Origin of the sequence: uncultured Pontibacter sp. (assembly GCF_947502515.1) — a bacterium.
Taxonomy (GTDB): domain Bacteria; phylum Bacteroidota; class Bacteroidia; order Cytophagales; family Hymenobacteraceae; genus Pontibacter.
Window position 1 is genome coordinate 416,912 of record NZ_CANNAI010000004.1, and the last position, 17,951, is coordinate 434,862.

10 protein-coding genes are annotated in these 17,951 nt (G+C 52.3%); 3 read left to right on the top strand and 7 right to left on the bottom strand.

All coding sequences use genetic code 11. The annotated features are described in order from the left end of the window. Positions 1 to 589 precede the first annotated feature (589 nt). Positions 590 to 2,695, top strand: a complete 2,106-nt coding sequence (gene ppk1, locus Q1A54_RS13110) for a polyphosphate kinase 1 (RefSeq protein WP_299988858.1) — start codon at positions 590 to 592, stop codon at positions 2,693 to 2,695. A 254-nt stretch (positions 2,696 to 2,949) separates the two neighbouring features. Here ppk1 and Q1A54_RS13115 read toward each other — a convergent pair whose 3' ends face one another. Together Q1A54_RS13115 and Q1A54_RS13120 are read right to left on the bottom strand one after the other, a co-directional pair. Then, positions 2,950 to 3,852: a phosphatase gene (locus Q1A54_RS13115; protein WP_299988860.1), complete on the bottom strand. Its 903-nt coding sequence runs from the start codon at positions 3,850 to 3,852 to the stop codon at positions 2,950 to 2,952. Between the two features lie 101 nt (positions 3,853 to 3,953). Continuing rightward, entirely contained in the window at positions 3,954 to 5,306 is a 1,353-nt protein-coding gene (locus Q1A54_RS13120) for a peptidoglycan DD-metalloendopeptidase family protein (protein ID WP_299988863.1), read from the bottom strand. A 235-nt stretch (positions 5,307 to 5,541) separates the two neighbouring features. Between Q1A54_RS13120 and Q1A54_RS13125 the strand changes: the two genes are divergently transcribed. Next, positions 5,542 to 6,336, top strand: coding sequence for a murein L,D-transpeptidase catalytic domain family protein (locus Q1A54_RS13125; protein WP_299988866.1), 795 nt, complete (start codon positions 5,542 to 5,544; stop codon positions 6,334 to 6,336). Here the strand turns inward: Q1A54_RS13125 and Q1A54_RS13130 are convergent. From Q1A54_RS13130 to treZ, 5 genes are all read right to left on the bottom strand, one after another. Continuing rightward, positions 6,302 to 6,874 carry a thioredoxin family protein gene (locus tag Q1A54_RS13130; RefSeq protein ID WP_299988870.1) on the bottom strand — a complete coding sequence of 191 codons (573 nt, stop codon included), beginning with the start codon at positions 6,872 to 6,874 and terminating at the stop codon, positions 6,302 to 6,304. The genes Q1A54_RS13125 and Q1A54_RS13130 overlap by 35 nt on opposite strands. Positions 6,875 to 7,026: 152 nt before the next feature. Continuing rightward, positions 7,027 to 8,535 carry a 4-alpha-glucanotransferase gene (malQ, locus tag Q1A54_RS13135; protein ID WP_299988872.1) on the bottom strand — a complete coding sequence of 503 codons (1,509 nt, stop codon included), beginning with the start codon at positions 8,533 to 8,535 and terminating at the stop codon, positions 7,027 to 7,029. Continuing rightward, positions 8,532 to 11,255, bottom strand: a complete 2,724-nt coding sequence (gene treY / locus Q1A54_RS13140; protein WP_299988876.1) for a malto-oligosyltrehalose synthase — start codon at positions 11,253 to 11,255, stop codon at positions 8,532 to 8,534. Before treY ends, malQ begins: the two co-directional genes overlap by 4 nt. Positions 11,256 to 11,320: 65 nt before the next feature. After that, complete coding sequence (locus Q1A54_RS13145) at positions 11,321 to 13,744, bottom strand: DUF3536 domain-containing protein (protein ID WP_299988879.1); 2,424 nt, start codon at positions 13,742 to 13,744, stop codon at positions 11,321 to 11,323. A gap of 120 nt (positions 13,745 to 13,864) precedes the next feature. Further along, positions 13,865 to 15,718 carry a malto-oligosyltrehalose trehalohydrolase gene (gene treZ / locus Q1A54_RS13150; RefSeq protein WP_299988881.1) on the bottom strand — a complete coding sequence of 618 codons (1,854 nt, stop codon included), beginning with the start codon at positions 15,716 to 15,718 and terminating at the stop codon, positions 13,865 to 13,867. A gap of 209 nt (positions 15,719 to 15,927) precedes the next feature. Between treZ and Q1A54_RS13155 the strand changes: the two genes are divergently transcribed. After that, positions 15,928 to 17,949 carry an alpha-1,4-glucan--maltose-1-phosphate maltosyltransferase gene (locus Q1A54_RS13155; RefSeq protein ID WP_299988883.1) on the top strand — a complete coding sequence of 674 codons (2,022 nt, stop codon included), beginning with the start codon at positions 15,928 to 15,930 and terminating at the stop codon, positions 17,947 to 17,949. Positions 17,950 to 17,951 lie beyond the last annotated feature (2 nt).

Below are 17,951 nucleotides of genomic sequence, written 5' to 3' on the forward strand. Positions count from 1 at the left end.
CAGTATGAAAGCGTCTTCCACTATTCGTCATCTTTACAACCTTTTTACTGCCTCAAGGCACTTTTAACTCTTTAACAGAACGGTTCGCCAGTTTGGCACCTGCCAGGTAGGCACTCTCCAGGAAATCGGGCAGGGCCCGCCGTGAGTTCGTGCACGTATAGTGTAAAATGCCACCAATGATTAAGCGGGGCATCAGCGTCAGGCGTATCTTGCCTACAATCTGCAGATAGGTGCAGTGTGTCCTTTGTGGTCTCCCAATTGGCAAGGGGCAGGGGAGGAAGTTCAAACTCGCTGGTATCGGGTATTGGGTTTGTGAGCATAGCTTCTTACAATGGCTCTTGTTTTATACCGGGCGCCTGCTGATTGGTTTTGAGATTCTGGAAAAGATCAGGGTATAGCCGGGCTTTTTTGGTGCCAAGTGATGCTTTTAGAAAACATTTATACAAGCTTTCGTCAAAAGGCATGACAAATTCACTTACAAAAATTATATTAGCAGTTGGGCATACTTAATCTAATGTCCGTATACCTGCGTCTGTCAGGGAGCCTCTGTTCTCCGACTTGATATGAGGCTCCTTTAATATCTGAAAACATGTTAACCAATAAGGTTTCTGACCAAATAAAGCGAAGTAAATATATTAGCCGCGACCTGAGCTGGCTGCGTTTTAACTACCGTGTGCTTGACCAGGCCCGCGACACCAGCCGCACCATTTTCGACCGGCTCAAGTTTATGGCCATCACGGCTTCCAACCTCGACGAGTTCTTTATGATCCGGGTAGGCAGCTTGTATAACTACATCGATTACGGCAAAGAGCGACTCGACTACTCTGGCTTGCGCGAATTGCCCTTCCGTAAAAAATTGCTTGACTACGCGCACCGCTTTGTCAACGATCAGTACCTGACATTCAACAACGAACTCACCGAGCTGTTTGACAAAAGCGGTTTTGACATACTCAAGGTGGGTGACCTGACCGAGATCGAGCAGAAGAAGGTAGACAGCTATTTCAAGAATACAATCTACCCGCTGCTTACGCCCATGGTGTTCGATAATTACCACGGCTTTCCACTGCTCATGAACCAGCTGCTGACCTTTGGTGTGGTGACCCGCACCACCGAGGAGCAGAAGGCGCAGGACCGCGTGACCTTTGTGCAGATACCCCAGAACCTGGCCCGTTTTTACGAGATCAACCGCAAGGACAAGATCATCTTCGTGCCGATTGAGGAGATCATCCGCTGGAAAATCAAAAAGCTGTTCCGTAACGTGGAGATCGTGTCGGCGAACCTCTTCCGAATTACCCGAAACGGAGATTTTACACTGGAAGAGTCTGACGATATCGAAGCTGACTTTGTACAGGAGATCAAGTCGAAGCTGAAGACGCGCAAAAAAGGACGTGTGGTGCGCCTGGAGATTGAGCGCAATCCGTCTGCCTTTATGATGAAGGTGCTGAAGGAGCGCTGGATCATCGACAATGCCAACGTTTTCACGATCACGAGCATGATCGATCTGCGCGGTCTGTGGCAGATCATCAACCACCGGCAGTTCAAAGACAAAGGTTTTAAGCAACCTGCATCCGTAACGCCGCTCAGTCTTCCGGCCGAGTCAGTGGACATGTTTCAGTATCTGAAAGAGCATGACGTGCTGCTGCACCATCCTTACAACAACATGGAGCCAGTGGTACAGTTGCTGGAGCGTGCCGCCGAAGACCCTTATGTACTGGGTATCAAGCAGACGATTTATCGACTGGCGGATCAGTCACGTGTGACGGCTGCTCTGCTGAAAGCCGCTGAAAACGGCAAGCACGTATCAGTGTTGTTTGAGGTGAAGGCCCGCTTTGATGAGGAGCGAAACCTGCGCGAGGGTGAGCGTCTGGAGAAGGCTGGCTGTTTTGTGATCTACGGCATCAGCAAGTATAAGACGCACACTAAAATGCTTATGATCATCCGGAAGGAAGGCGAGAAGGTGACGCGCTACGTGCACATCGGAAGCGGTAACTACAATGAGCAGACCGCCCGCCTGTATACGGACGTGAGTTTGCTGACGACCAACGATGTGTATGCGCATGACGTGTCGGAGTTTTTCAATGTAATAACCGGTCACTCCCGACCCAACGAGTATAAGTACCTGCTCACTTCCCCTAAGTCCATGCGGCAGCAGCTGATCGAGCTGATTCGCCATGAAGCACGCAATGCCAAGAAAGGTCTGAAGAGCGGGATTGTGATCAAAATCAACTCGCTGGAAGACAAGGAGGTGATAGATGAATTTTACAAAGCTTCCAAGGCAGGTGTTCCGATTAAGCTCATCGTGCGCGGCATCTGCTGTTTACGCCCGGGCCGTGAAGACCTGAGCGAGAATATTTCAGTGAAGTCGATCGTAGGAGAATACCTGGAGCATAGCCGCATCTATTACTTCCACAACAACGGTGACCCGAAGGTATACGGAGGCAGTGCCGACGTTATGGTGCGCAGCTTTGACCGCCGAATCGAAGCACTTTTCCTGATCGTGAATGAGGAGCTGAAAAAAGAGGCGATCAATATTCTGTACTACAACCTGCTCGACAACCAGAACTCCTACATCATGCGCGAAGACGGGACCTATTCCCGTAAAAAGCCCGCCGCCAACGAAGAGATCGTTGATGTGCACAAACTGTTCTACAAGAAGGTGTTCGAGGAAACAACGCAGGAAGTAGAGTTAGTATAAAACCAGGTTTTATCTTCCTCTAAAAAGAAAAACAGGAGTGGCGCATGATCTTCATGCGCCACTCCTGTTTTTTATAAAAGTCCCGCCCGGCGAAGGCATATTGCGCCCGCCAAACAGGCGAAGCTATGGAACAAGCTACGTTGCTATACCTGCAACAGCCACTGCTATACCTATACTTGGGCCAGAATCCTCACCATAGTAATCACGAGCGAGGGCGCTCGCGGCATAGCATATACCCGTCGGAAAGGCGAAAACTACCTGCTGATCTGACTGATCACAAACCGCTCCTGATGATGTTGTTCGTACAAAGCGTGAATCATTCCATCTTTGAGGCCGACGGCAGGCACGAGCATACTTTCGAGCTTGGCCCACTTCATGGCGGATAGGTATATCTCAGCAGCAGGTAGTATGACGTCGGCGCGGTCGGGGTTGAGGAGCAGTTCGGTGATGCGCTGCTCCATGGTCATGGCCGCTACCCGCTGTGTGATCTCTTCGATCTGCTTGCGGAAAATCGCCTTGCCCACTGCTTTGCCTGACAGGTCGAAAATCTTGTTGATGTTACCGCCTGTGCCAATGGCGCGGGTGAGGTGATATTTTTTTGCGTTCTCTTCGATCCATACCCGCATGTTGTTCCAAAGCTCCTGCGAGTCCACACCATGCATGTGGCGGATAGATCCCTGTTCGAAAGATTGAGAAGCCATTTTCTCCCGGTTCACATAGATGTTGAACTCGGTGCTACCGCCGCCCACGTCAATGTGCAGGTAGTTGCGCTCATCCAGAAAGTTAGCGATCACTTTGTTGATCAGGTCGGCTTCGGCTACCCCGTCGATCACCTGAATGTTCATGCCGATGGCCTGATGCACACGGTCCAGAATTTCAGGGGCATTCTGGGAGGTACGCATGGCAGAGGTAGCGCACACCATGTAGTGGTCCACGTCGTGCACGTCGAGTAGCAGCTGAAAAGCGTGCAGTAGCTTAATGAATTTCTGAATTTTGTGCTCGCTGATAAAACCGGCATTGAACACATCCTCTCCAAATCGGATGGCGTAGCGGATATATTCAACTCTTTTAAAAATTACGTTTCCATTCTGATTCAGAACGTTGGAGATCTGGCACCTCACCGCGTTCGAACCGATATCAATAGCAGCTAACTTCAAAAATTATCCGGTTAAGAGCGTACAACATGCTTTACTAAGCCAAATATAGGTATAAATGCTGTACGCAGAAAGTATCGGTGCTACCAATTAAACCAGCAATTTTACTCAGCAGACTGTACCCAGCCGAGTCTGCCGTCCGGCTGTCGCACAAGGTCAAACTGCCCGTTCACGGCTACTACAGGTATAGCAGCGCCTGCCGGCAGGCTGTCCATTTGCCCGGCTTCGGGGTGTGCGTCATCCAGCAGCGGACGCTCCTGGTTTAGTTTTTTAACGGCGATGGGCTTGGCTATACCTTCCACCAGCGAACTGATAATATACGCCTCTGACTGATCGGGCAGGCGCACGCGGTACCAGTTGTTTGCGGCGCCCACCACCTGGAGCGGTGTGTGTTTGCTGAGGGAGGTATGGAGCGTTGCTTTAGCTGAGGGCTCCGTTCGCACATTGGCCATTTTGGATGACACCCTTACCCAGTTGCCGATCTGCGTAGCATCCACTTTTACGGTAGGTATAGGGGCTGCAGACTGATGCACGTAGGGGTAGGGGTTGGTAGCGCCGCGACCATAGCGGTAAATACCGAAGTGCAGGTGCGGGCCGGTCCCCCTTGCATTGCCGGTGTTACCTACCAGCCCTAAAGTGTCGCCTACGCTCACACGTTGCCCGGCTGTCACCAGTTGCTGGTCAAGGTGCGCATAATATAAGTTCTGCCCACGATTCATATCCGAAAGCCAGATCACTTTGCCACCACGTGGCGTTTCGTTCACACGAGACACCACACCGTCCACCGAGGCGATCACGGGTGTACCACGCGGTGCGAATATGTCAATGCCTTCGTGGCTGCGAGCGCCTGCATCACGTGGGTCACCCCAGATGCTGGCGATGTGGCGGCTTGACTTACCAGGTATAGGAAAAGCCAGGGTAGGCTGTACCTGTATGGTGATGGTATACGTGCCGCCGCGCAGCAACTCCGGCTGCACACGCAGCAGGTGTGCCATGTCCTCATCCACCACATAAGTCAGCGTAGTGGCTGTTGTATCTGCGTGAGCAAGCTGCTTGGGAGCTTTGGCCGGGTCGGTGCTGTCTTCAAATAGATCCATGAAAACCTGCATGGTTTCCCGTGCTTTCATCTCCAGGCTCACTACCAGTTTCTCGCCACGTTTGGCTTCTACTCTGTAGCCAAGTGCCCGTGGTTTGTCAGCCGGAAAGTAGCCGGTTTCTTTAAAAGGCAACGTAACCGGAGTAGGTGTTTGCAAGGCGGTTTGCCCTGCCTCCAGCCAGTCCTTTCCCACAGCAGTCTGATCGAGTTTGGCGCTCTTCAGAGATGAGACATAGGCCTCGTAAGGCGTCTCTTTTTTGAACACGCCACGCAGTGTTTCCCGGCTTCCGCAGCTGGAGAGGAAGAGGGTTACGAATAAGAAGTATAAGAGAGAAGAATAGCTTATCGGCTTTCTGTTCATGCTTGGTTTCGTTTCCGGATTTCAGATGTGTATCCCTTTCTATACAAATATGATACCTGATTTGATTCCTTTTAATTGATATAGAATGATTTAAGCGCAATGTTGTACCTTTTGGACAAATCTGAACAGAGCCTGAGCAGGTACGTAAAAACAGGTGTACCAATGGGAAAGGATCGTGAGAACGAACGTCAGAAAGAAAAGTATTAAAGAACGGTGGCGCAACCGTAGGAAGCGAATGGGTAAACGGCTGTTGCCTCTCTTTGCGCCGCTCATACTATCGCCCTCCGCTTCTATAGGGGCTGGTAAATATGTATCTATCAACCATAAGGTGAAGCCTAATGTGACAGCATTGTCTGTCATGCGCTTTGAGCAAGTGTCCTTTGACCTCTACACTCAAATGAACCTGAGTGCGTCGGATCTTAACTATGATGTGTTTAACAATGCCTTGATGGGCTATTACGGCATGTACAACGAAGGGCGTCTGTCAGATAAAGGCATCCTGACAATAGTAGACTTCACAAAACCCTCCAGCGAAAAAAGGCTATGGGTGCTTGACTTGAACAACCGGCAGGTGCTTAGCAACACGTATGTAGCGCATGGCAGAGGCTCAGGCGAAGTGATGGCGCAGGCATTTTCTAACGAGCACAAATCATTTATGAGCAGCGTCGGATTCTATGTGACCGATGAGGTATACTATGGCAAGCACGGCAAGTCGCTGCGGCTCGATGGACTGGATGAAGCCCATAACTCCAATGCCCGTGACCGTGCCGTGGTGATGCACGGTGCCGAGTATGCGACCGAAGACTTTATGAACAAATACGGCAGACTAGGCCGCAGCCTGGGATGCCCGGCGGTGCCACTGGGAGAGCACGAAAGCATAATCGATGCAGTAAAAGGCAAGACAGCCCTATACATCCACTCGGGTGACCTTACCTATACCTCGCACTACCTGGACAATGCCAATGCCGTGGCGGGCTATATGGCCAGCACGCAGCCTACCCAGCTTCCGCCAGCGGAGTTTTCCATTTAATGCCACAGCCTATACCTGGTTTCTGGTCAGCACTTACCTGATCACCGGCCAGCAAGGCATCAAGCGCCTGTCGCAGGTCCTGTCCTGTTACGGGCGTTTCGCTTTTAGGGCGTGCGTCATCAAACTGCCCATGGTAGGCCAGGCGCATGTTGCGGTCGAACACAAAGAACTCCGGTGTGCATACTGCCTGGTAAGCGCGGGCCACTTGCTGGGTCTGGTCATACAGGTAAGGAAAAGGAAAGCTTTTCTCGCCGGCCAATTCCCGCATCTGCAGCGGACCGTCCTGCGGATAATTTACCGCATCGTTTGAGCTGATTCCCACAAAACTCACGCCTTTTTGCTGATACTCGTTGGCTACCTGCACCAGTTCGTCCAGTATGAGCTGTACGTAAGGGCAATGGTTGCACAGAAACATGACGACAGTGGCTTTGTTGGAAACCACATCCTCTAAACAGACAAGCTTGTCGGAAACCGTGTCGAGCAGGGCAAAGTTGGGTGCTACAGTGCCCAGTGGTAATGCTGTGGAAGCTAATGGCATAATGCTGTAGATTAGGTGAGAGAATCTTTCGGGCTATACCTGAAAGCTGAATCAATGTAAGGTTTTTGGGAGAAATAAAAAAGAAAAAGGTGCTAATTACACAACAGTTTTACGCTGGGTAATTAGCACCTGGTTTCGATCTTCGCGTAGATTTACCTACCGTATAATTCCACTTCCTTTCTCAAGCGCTGCGCTACCGTTTTAGTAAACTGCCCCGGCTGCAGGCGCCACTGCCAGTTACCCTTCGCAGTGGAGGGTTTGTTCATGATAGCTTCTTTACCCAAGCCCAGCACATCCTGGATGGGCAGCACCACAAGCTGCGCCACTGACATGTAGGCAAGTCGTGCCATCACCTCGTGCGTGTTTTCCTTTGAGAGCCGCTGGGCGCTATAGTCGCTCAGTCGCTTCTTATCGTCTCGGCTGGCGTCCTGCTCATACCAGGCCCGTACGGTGCTGTTGTCGTGGGTACCGGTATATACAATGCATTGCTTTATGTGGTGGTGTGGTGCGTAAATGCTTTCCGGCAGGTCTTCGCCAAAGGCAAAGAGCAGCACCCGCATGCCCGGCAGATCAAACTGGCTCATCAGGTCGCGTACCGGCTGGTCTATCTCCCCCAGGTCTTCAGCAATGATGGGCATAGCAGGGAATTTTTTTCGTACCACAACCAGCAGTTCAGCTCCCGGCGTATTAACCCATTTGCCGTTGATGGCGGTTTTCTCGTCGGCGGGTACTTCCCAGTAAGCAGAGAAAGCCCGGAAATGGTCGAGGCGAAGCAAGCCGAAGAGCTCCAGGTTATGGGCGATGCGCTGCAGCCACCAGTCGAAGTTTTGTTCCTGCAGTTTCTTCCAGTCAAATACAGGCGTGCCCCAAAGCTGTCCTGTTTCGCTGAAGTAGTCCGGTGGCACCCCCGATACGGCTGTGGGCATACCGGCCCGGTCCAGTTTGAAGATGTGCGGATGTGCCCAAACATCAGCGCTGTCGTGGCTAACATAAAATGGCATGTCTCCGATAAAGGTGATCTCTTTGGAGGTGCAATATGCTTTGAGTGCTTCCCACTGCCGGTAGAAAAGGAACTGGAAAAAAGCCTCCCGCTCCATTTCCACGGCGAGCTCTGCGGTAAGCGCTTCCATGGCATGGTCCTGCCTCGTTTTTACTTTTTCAGGCCATTCAACCCAAGGCTTGCCGTTGTAGTAATGCTTGAGTGCCACAAAGCAGGTAAAGTCGGAAAGCCATTCCTTGTGCGTTTCCTGAAACCGGATAAAAGCGCTTTTGAGTTTGCTTGCCTGACCGTCTTTGTAATTGTCATACGCCTGTCGCAGCAGCTTCACTTTATAGTCTGCTACTTTCGGGTAGTTCACCTTGGCCTTATCGAAGCCGCCGCCTGCCCGAATGTCTTTCTTGTCCAGCAGCCCATCTTCCACCAACCGCTCCGGACTGATCAGCAAAGGATTGCCCGCAAAAGCGGAGTGGCTGCTGTAGGGTGAGTTGCCGGAGCCAATTTCGGTCGGGTTGAGCGGTAATATTTGCCAGTAGCGCTGACCACCCTCAGCCAGCAGGTCGGCAAACTTGTAGGCCTCCGAGCCCAGGTCGCCAATGCCATAAGCAGAAGGGAGCGAGGTGATGTGGAGCAGAATGCCACTGCTTCGTTTAGGTATGATCATGCGTTTGTGGATGTTAAAAGTGCAACCGGGAAAGTCTTGAAAATCTCAGCTAATGGTATAGCCTGCTTCGCTTGTACGGTATGGCCGCCAAATAGCTGTCGCCAGCTTTGCGGAGCCCCGGCAGGCAGTTCGACCAACGTGTCGCCCCATACCTGCTCGCCCAATGGCAATTCGTTTTCGGTAATGATACCCGTAAGCAGTCGCGGGACCACCACGATGCACCAGTCGTCGCCGTTCTGACGGGCGAATGCCATGGCATGTTTGCTATGCCGTCCTTTCAACTGAAGCGGGATATAATCGCCCTTGTCGAAAAGCGATTTTAGCTCCTTGCGAAGGTGGAGCACCTGGTGCAACAGGTATAGTTTCACGCGGGCGTCTGTTGGTGTTGACAGAATTTGCTGAAGTAAGTCTTGCGATTTTTCATTTGTCTTTATTTCCTGCAAAAACTGCTGACGCTGCTCGTAGTCTACGGGGCGGCGGTTGTCAGGGTCTACCAAACTGAAGTCCCAGAGTTCGCAGCCCTGGTACACATCGGGCACACCGGGGCAGGTGGTTTTGAGGAGCGTCTGGCACAAAGAGTACAGCCAGCCAAAGTGCGCTGCCTTCCGGAAAAAAGGCATGAACGAAGCCATGAAGTCCTCGTCTTTCTGCAACAATTGCTGCACCAGATTTTTGACCCCATTTTCATAGTCCTCGTTTGGTTCCGACCAGTTCGTGTTGACCTTAGCCTCCCGGAAAGCTTTCACCAGATACTCCTGCACCCGTTCCACCAGCGTATCATCTACTTCGCCGTCGATCGGCATTACGCCCAGCAGGGTTTGCAGGATAAAGTAGAGATCGTTTGCTGTAGGGGTACCGGACTTGCCATGCTGCCGTGCCAGTTGCATCCACTCCTGCGCATTTTTCTCCCACTCCTCAGGTATTTCGCTCAGCACCTGCAGGCGCATGCGGGAGCCTTCGCCGCGTTTGGTGTCGTGCGTGGCCGTGGCGTTGATGGAGTGCGGATAGGTTTTCATGCGGTATTGCATGCGCTCGTGGAAATCACGACGGTCGAGGTTGAACACATCCGGACTATTGCCCACTTCGTTGAGTGCCAGCAGGCGGTTGTAGTTGTAGAAGGTGGTATCCTCCACACCCTTGGCCGCCAGCGGACCTGTAAACTGCTGGCTACGCATGACAAAGTATAGCTTATTGCGTTTCTGCTCTTCGCTATCCTGGTCACCTGACGCAAACAAAGTGCGCAGGTGCTCTAGCTCGTCTTTGACATCAGGTGCTTTTTCATGCGCATTGGCAAAAGCCTTGTTCACCACTTCCATGGCCTCGGGCGGCAGCGGGAAAGTATGGCCGTAGATGCGGTACACCGGGAAGGAAGCCAGCAAGATAGCCAGAGCATGGTGCCAGTTTTTATCTTCTGTCGAAGCAGGTATAAGCTCACAATCACGGAGCAGCCGCAGCAGGTTTTGCAGCTCGCCCTGCATGTAGTTTTCGAGTATCAGCAGCTTCTTTTCGTACACCAGCTTTTCGTAGTCGAGTGGGGCTTCAGGCACCAGGTGGTGGTAGATGTCGGTGAGTTTTTTCTCACCTTCGGCATCGGTATAGAGGTTGCTCACCCAAGCAAGAAAATCATAGCCGCTGTTGCCCTCAATTGGCCAGTAGTCCGGCATGTTTTCTTCCCCTTCCAGAATCTTCTCCACCACCAGGTATACCTGTTCGCCTGCCAGTTCACGAAGTCGCTCCAGGTAGGTATCCGGGTCGAATAGGCCATCGACATGATCTACACGCAATCCCTGCACCAGCTGCCGCATGCAAAGTTCTTTGATGAACTGGTGGTAGTGATGAAATACCTCCTCCCGCTCTATGGCAGTGCAGATCAGGTCGTTGACGGTGAAGAAGCGACGGTAGTTAATGCGCTTCTCTGTTTCCTGCCAGTGACTCAGCATGTAGTATTGTTGCTGCAGTAGCTCCTTCAGGGCCGTCTTGTCATCGTTTATACCTTGCAGTACATCGGCTATACCTTGCTTTATCTCTGCATGATCCTGCGCAGTCTGGAAGAGTGCCTGTTTCGCCTGTTCCCAGTCGTTTGGCTCCAGCTTGTCATGCGACATCAGCCCCTCCAGTTTTTGCACGTACTCAGTTAGTGTGGTGCTGGTTTCTGAGGATTTAAGTTTCTCAGCAGCACGCCCTAGCAGGAAGGTATAGCTGTCGATGCTGACCGGGTAACTATTATCGAAGTAGTTCAAATGGAAGCCATGTTCATCAAAGGTGACCTTAAGCTGTTCCTGTCTGATTACCTCCTCCAGGGGCTCCCCCAGGAAGGGTACCATTAGCTGGCCCTTGAAATCGGGGTGGTTGAAGTTGACGTCGAAGAAAGTATAGAATCGCGACTTCTGGCCTTTCTCCAGCACATCCATCAGCCAGGCATTGTTCGGGTGGAAGGCCATGTGATTCGGGACAATATCCTGCAGCCAACCCATGCCATGTGCTTTCAATTCATCGGCGATCTCCTGCAGCTCCTCCATGGTGCCTACGTCGGGGTTGAGTTGGTGGGGATCCGTCACATCATAGCCGTGCTCACTGCCGGGGCGGGCCGTGAAAAAAGGGGCAGCGTAGATGGTGCTAATGCCCAGGTCCCGCAGGTAGGGGAGGATGTTTTTCAGGTCCTTCAGTTTAAACTTCGGGGACAGTTGTAGTCTGTATGTGGAGGAAGGTATGTATACCATGTTGTTTTCTTTTTAGCTGTATAGGGAAAGGTAGCTTAGTGGACAAAGTTTGTGAGATGCCTGCTTTATATTTTCAGATTCAGACTTTTATACAACTCTTCGAACTGCTTGCACCAGGCATCGGCTTTTTCGTTTTTTTCATCCTGCTTTTTGCGGTTAATCTCATAGGTGGTTTGTCGCATCTTGAAAGCGATGTTCTGCGACTGCCAATACTCCGGCTGCAGACTTGAGCCGTTGATGACCGTCAGGAGTTCTGTCAGGTATAGCATGTGCTCCGTGTCATCAGGATTTTCTTCCAGGTAGTACATCGCTTCTTCTACATGGATAGTAGCCGCATAATTCACCGCTTCCTCGTCCAGTTTCACACCCATGCGATCGACTTCTTTCAGCAGTTTAAGTACCGTATCCACATCCACCCGCTCGGCCATCAGGGCTTCGAGCAAACGACTTGTTACAATATAATCCACCGTGATTTGCAGTGGCCGCGGCAGGTTCATGTCCACGTTTTTGATGGCAGCCATCAGCGGATAGTTGTTGTCGTATACCTGCTGAAAGTCGTGCTCCAGCGATCGCATGGTTTGCTCCAGTACCTGGTCCAAGATTTTCTTTTGGTCGTCCCGGAATAGGTGCCAGAACGAGTAGTTGTGTGACTCAAAGTGCTTGTCGAGCAACATGATTACTTCCGTGATGTTCCCCTTATCGAAGGCCGAGCTGAGTTCGTGGTGCAGGGTGGCGAAGGCATCCGGGCTTACGAATTTGCGCACGCCCCCGAACAACTGATGATCACCAATGTGTAGCACGCCAAACGATACGTCTACTTCCTCCCAGGTGATGGTGGAGCGGATAAAGGCTTTGCCAATGGCCAGCCGCTGCCGACCCGCTTCCAGCATTTCGTAATACTCCGAGGTCGCCTTGTAACTATAAAGCGGCAATTCCTCAGGCGAGTCAGCAAAAAGGGACGAAACGGCATAATGGGCACCCACCCGCAAAAGGTCCAGTTGGGTAGGCTGCACTATTTTGTAATAGGCTTTGGATGCGTCGCCATACTCCTTGTTGTTGCTCTTGGCCCTCCTCAGAAATTCTACAAATTTCGTTTCGTAGTCTTCTCCGCTCAGGTCCTTGGCAAGCTGCAGGGCACGGGTCGCATACAGAATGTCCTGCATGGTTTCGATGCCCGTCACTTCATCAAAGAACCAACCGCAACTGGTGTACATCAGCATGGCGTGGTACTGCATTTCGAGCAATTTCAGGAACTTGATCTGTTCCCCTTTGCTCAGTTCCCGGTTGGTCTGTGAGTGAATGAACTCCCGCACATGCTCCTCGTCCCGGTCCATGATCACCTGGATGTAATTGTTGCGGGTTTGCCACGGATCGGCTCCCAGCTGGCGCATTTCCTGCTCGTACAGTGGCTCCAACTGATCGCGCACCCAGTCAAATCCCTCCCGCACGGGAGCCCGCCAGGCTTGGTTCCAATCGTCATGTCCGCCGGTGTGGCAACCGCAGTCGCTGCGCCAGCGCTCCACACCGTGCATGCAGCTCCAGGAGGTGTTCTCGATGATCTCAGCTTCATACTTGGGTGGGTATAGCTCCAGGTACTCTCCATAGATCGTGATTTTGGCTAGCTCTTCCTGCTCAATGTGGTGCAGAGCGTAGGAGAGGGCCATTTCGCCGAAGCGGTGATGGTGGCCGTAGGTTTCGCCGTCGGTAGCGATGTGCATCAGCTGCGGATCTTTGCTGTGCTCGTCGAAGGTGGTGGTGAGGCGGTGTGCAAACTTCTCGCCGCTCTCCAGCAAGCCTTCAAAAGCAATGGCCTGCGACACAGGCGCGTCATAAAAAAACAAGGCAATGGTACGGCCCGAAGGCAATGTACACCGGTACGGCCTCTTGGGGTCTATCTTGGCCCCTGTGGCATTGTGCCACTCTTTCTCGTCGATCTTGCGGTAGCGTTTTGCCTGGTAGGGGGAGAGGATGGTGAATTTGATGCCGTGCTCGGCCAGCACTTCCAGGGTGTCGGTATTCGCGGCCGTTTCGCCCAACCACATGCCCTCCGGGTCGCGACCGAAGCGCTTCCGAAAATCGTAAATCCCCCAAACTACCTGCGTGTGCTGGTCGCGGGCGTTGGCCAGCGGCATGATCATGTGGTTGTATACCTGCCCGATAGCGGACCCGTGTCCTGAAAAGCGCTTCTGACTTTCTTTGTCGGCATCGAGAATGGACTGGTAAATATCCGGCGCTTTTTTCTCCATCCACTCCAGCAGGGTCGGACCGAAGTTGAAGCTCATGCGGGCGTAGTTGTTCATGATGTCCACGATCTGCCCCTTGCCGTTCTGGATGCGCGAAGCCGAGTTACGGGCATAGCATTCAGCCGTGATGCGCTCGTTCCAGTCGTGAAAAGGGTGCGCTGACTCCTGTAACTCCACTTCGTTAAGCCATGGATTCTCGCGCGGGGGCTGGTAGAAGTGTCCGTGAATGCAGATATACTTGTTCATAATAGTGTCTTAAGACAAAAGAATTTCAGACGATGGGCAAAGGCTGGCAGGTATAGGAGTATTGTGCCGGAACGTATTTGATCCGCTCGATGGCTATACCTGCAGTGCTCCGGTCTCTTTTCATAAAATGATGTTGCTTTGGTATACGGTGACGGACGCCGCAGGCAGTTCTATTTCCTGTCCTGCACTGAGTTCACGTAACAAGTCTTTCCCTGCCCCGCCATATCTGCCTTCATCAGAACCGAGTACCAACTTCCAAGAAGCTCCCACCTCTTTTACTATATTGGTTTTTTGTGGTTGATTACTTATGTTAAATAAAGCGTACAGGTACGGACTCTCACCCGAGTGGATAAGGTGTAACACATGGGTATGGCTGTCGCCCGAAACATGTAGTCTGGTCTTGTCAGGTCGTGCCATAGCAGGGGCGGACTTGCGGAGCTGAATAAGGGCTTTGTAGAAGTCGCGCAGCTGGCGGTGCTTTTCGCTGTGCTCGTAGCTGCGCTGCAGTTTCGATTGGTTGAAGGTCTCTTCTGACTGCGGATCGGGTGCTTCGCCTTGCCAGGAAAAAGAAGAGAACTCTTCTTTGCGGCCTTTGCGCACGGCCTCTACCAGGTCTTTGTCGGAGTGGCTCACAAAGTATAGGAAGGGATTTTCTTCGCCATACTCTTCGCCCATAAACAGCATCGGAGTGAAAGGGGAGAGCAATACCAATCCTGCCGCCACCTTAAGCGTGTCGTAAGAAACCAGCTTCGTCAGGCGCTCGCCGAGCATGCGATTGCCCACCTGGTCGTGGTTCTGAGAGCAGACTACGAACTGACGTGCAGGGTTTGCGGTGGCGTCGCTGCCGAAGGTGCGCTTGCGGTGCTCGGAGTAAAGCCCGTCATAAACAAAGCCATGCTGCAGCACTTTCTGCAATTGCTCCAGTTTTCCGAAATCGCTGTAATAGCCGGAGTCTTCACCCGTGAGCAGGGCATGCACTGCATGGTGAAAATCATCGCTCCACTGCGCTGCCAATCCAAAGCCGCCTTTCTCTGTCGGGTTGATGATGCGCACATCATTCAGGTCGCTTTCAGCAATCAGGATGAAGTGGCGTCCCAACTGTTTTTCCAGGTGCTCTACCTGCTCCTGCAAATCTTGCAAAAAGTGCTTCGCGCCTGTGTCCAGGATGGCATGGACAGCATCGAGGCGCAGGGCATCGATATGATAATCACGCAGCCATAGCAGGGCATTCTGGATAAAGAAGTTGCGCACATGGTCGCTGTGGGCGTCATCGAAATTGAGCGCCTTGCCCCAGGGCGTATTATACTTGTCAGTGAAGTAAGGACCGAACTCATTGAGGTAATTTCCTTCCGGACCAAGGTGATTGTACACCACATCCAGCACCACAGCTATACCTGCGGCGTGGCAGGCGTCCACCATTTTTTTCAGCCCCTCCGGTCCGCCGTAGCTTTCCTGCACCGCCGAAGGGTATACGCCATCGTAGCCCCAGTTCCGACCTCCCGGGAAAGCGGCCACTGGCATGATTTCAATCGCTGTTATACCTAGATCCACCAACTCGGACAGCTTGTCAATGACACCCTGGAAAGTACCCTCCTCAGAAAAAGTACCCACATGCAGTTCGTACACAATGTACTGCTCCAGCGGCAGCGGTTTCCAGTTTTTGTCGGTCCACCCAAAGGAGGTATGGTCTACTACGGCTGAGGGTTCATGCACGCCGTCGGGCTGAAAGTGGGAGGCAGGGTCAGGGCGCTCCATCTCTTCGTCAAGCTGGAAGGTATAGCGTGCGCCGGGGCCAGTCTCTTCACTCAGGGCGGTCCAGTAACCGAAGGCTTCGCGCTGCAGTGGTATTATGTTATCGTTATCTTTGTTATCTTTTAAGACCACATCCACCTGTGCGGCGGCCGGGGCCCATACTGTAAATAACGTACCCTTGCCTGGTGTATAATGTGCTCCTATCTCTCGTGTTATGCTCATATAGTATCCTTTTACGCCTGATTTCTAACTGGCATATACGGCATTAGGTTGTTCTTTTTTGAGCAATTGAATCTTTTATGATTCCAAAGTTGTCCCCTGCACCGCTTAACATAGGCTATAGGTGCTCTGCTGCAGACTCACCCGAAACCTATTGCGCGCGCATGCAGTACCTATTAGCTATTCTATATCAAATCAGGAAAAAAGCATACATGGAAGCATTGGAAGGAACCAAAAGGGTTGTCATCGAGAACGTGAAACCGCAGGTAAACTGTGGGCAGTATCCAATCAAGCGCACTGTGGGAGAAGAAGTCGAAGTGACGGCAGATGTGTTTGGAGACGGCCATGACGAGGTAAAAGCGGTATTGCTCTACCGGCATTCCAAAAAGAAAAAGTGGAACGAAGTGCCGATGACTTTCCTGGGCAACGACCGCTGGCAAGTGACTTTCACACCCGATAGCATGGGCACTTTTGAGTATACCCTGCAGGGCTGGGTGGATCATTTCTATACCTGGCAGAAGGGGCTCAAGAAGAAGTTTGAAGCGAATCAGGATATTACGATCGAGCTGCAGATAGGCGCCCAGCTATTAGAAGAATCTGCCGCTACCGCCAAACCCGGTCAGCAGAAGCGACTGCGCAAGTGGGCCGAGCAACTGAACAAGCCGGGGTCTATTGCCGACGCGGTGGCACTGGCTACAGGTGAAGACGTATCGGACCTGATGCACGCCTGCTGTGATCGCCAGAACGTAACGACCTATCACAAAATACAGACAGTGGAAGTAGAGCGACAAAAAGCGCTTTTCAGTACCTGGTACGAATTCTTCCCGCGCTCCGCTGCACAAGAGGCAGGCCGCCATGGCACCTTCCAGGACTGCGAGCGCCTGCTACCGCGCATCGCCGAAATGGGCTTCGATACGATCTACCTGCCACCGATCCACCCGATCGGCTACGCTTTCCGCAAAGGCAAAAACAACTCCGTAACTTCTGAACCGGGAGAACCTGGCTCACCATGGGCGATCGGTGCTGAGACAGGCGGTCACAAGTCCATCCTGCCAGAACTGGGAAGCCTAGACGAGTTCAGAAGCTTTGTGCAGGCGGCCCGTGAGCACGGCATCGAAGTAGCCCTGGATTTTGCCATTCAGTGTTCGCCTGACCATCCCTATGTAAAAGAGCATCCGCAGTGGTTTAAGTGGCGTCCGGATGGCACGGTACAGTACGCCGAAAACCCGCCTAAGAAATACCAGGACGTGCTGCCGGTGAACTTCGAAACAGAAGACTGGCAGAACCTGTGGCGCGAACTCAAAAGCATTGTTACTCACTGGATCGAGCAGGGCGTTTATGTTTTCCGCGTCGACAATCCGCACACCAAGCCATTCGGATTTTGGGAGTGGCTGATTCGGGAGGTACGCCAGCAGTATCCGCAAGTGATCTTTCTGGCAGAGGCCTTTACCCGTCCGCGTGTGATGGAACGGCTCGGTAAGATCGGTTTTACTCAGTCCTATACCTATTTCACATGGCGCAACACAGCTGCCGAGATAAAAGAGTACATGCGCGAACTCACGCAAACCGAGATGCGCGACTTCTACCGTCCTAACTTCTGGCCAAACACCCCAGACATCCTGCCACACGAATTGCAGTCGGGTGGTGAGCCTGCGCACATTACCCGTGTGGTGCTGGCGGCTACGCTGTCATCCAATTATGGAATGTACGGACCAGTTTATGAGTTCGGCATCAACACACCGGTGCAGGGCAAGGAAGAGTACTGGGATTCGGAGAAATATGAAGTCATGCACTGGGACTGGGGCCGCCTCACAAAAATAAGAGAAGTCATCACCAAGATAAACAAGATACGGCAGGTCAACCCGGCGCTGCAAACCACCTGGAACATTGCCTTCGGCGATACCGACAACCCGCAGCTCCTGTGCTACGTCAAGTGGGACAGCACCTTCCGGAACAAAATGCTGATGGTCGTCAACCTGGATCCGCACCATACGCAGGCGGGTTGGGTACAGGTGCCCCTGCACGTCCTCAAAATGGATAGCAACCAGCAGTACATGGTGCACGACCTGATGACCGAACACAAATATACCTGGAACAGCGAGTGGAATTACGTGGAGCTTCGTCCGCACGAAATGCCTGTGCACGTCTTCCGCATCGAATCCGCTACCCCGGGCATGGGCCACGACAGTCTGGACGATACCTGGCTGCCTGATGACCATAGCAAACACGAATAAAA

Excerpts from the sequence above, each read along its gene's own strand:
- ppk1 (WP_299988858.1), top strand. The coding sequence starts at position 590 with ATGTTAACCAATAAGGTTTCTGACCAAATAAAGCGAAGTAAATATATT.
- Q1A54_RS13120 (WP_299988863.1), bottom strand. The coding sequence starts at position 5,306 with ATGAACAGAAAGCCGATAAGCTATTCTTCTCTCTTATACTTCTTATTC.
- Q1A54_RS13125 (WP_299988866.1), top strand. The coding sequence starts at position 5,542 with ATGGGTAAACGGCTGTTGCCTCTCTTTGCGCCGCTCATACTATCGCCC.
- Q1A54_RS13130 (WP_299988870.1), bottom strand. The coding sequence starts at position 6,874 with ATGCCATTAGCTTCCACAGCATTACCACTGGGCACTGTAGCACCCAAC.
- malQ (WP_299988872.1), bottom strand. The coding sequence starts at position 8,535 with ATGATCATACCTAAACGAAGCAGTGGCATTCTGCTCCACATCACCTCG.
- treY (WP_299988876.1), bottom strand. The coding sequence starts at position 11,255 with ATGGTATACATACCTTCCTCCACATACAGACTACAACTGTCCCCGAAG.
- Q1A54_RS13145 (WP_299988879.1), bottom strand. The coding sequence starts at position 13,744 with ATGAACAAGTATATCTGCATTCACGGACACTTCTACCAGCCCCCGCGC.
- treZ (WP_299988881.1), bottom strand. The coding sequence starts at position 15,718 with ATGAGCATAACACGAGAGATAGGAGCACATTATACACCAGGCAAGGGT.
- Q1A54_RS13155 (WP_299988883.1), top strand. The coding sequence starts at position 15,928 with ATGGAAGCATTGGAAGGAACCAAAAGGGTTGTCATCGAGAACGTGAAA.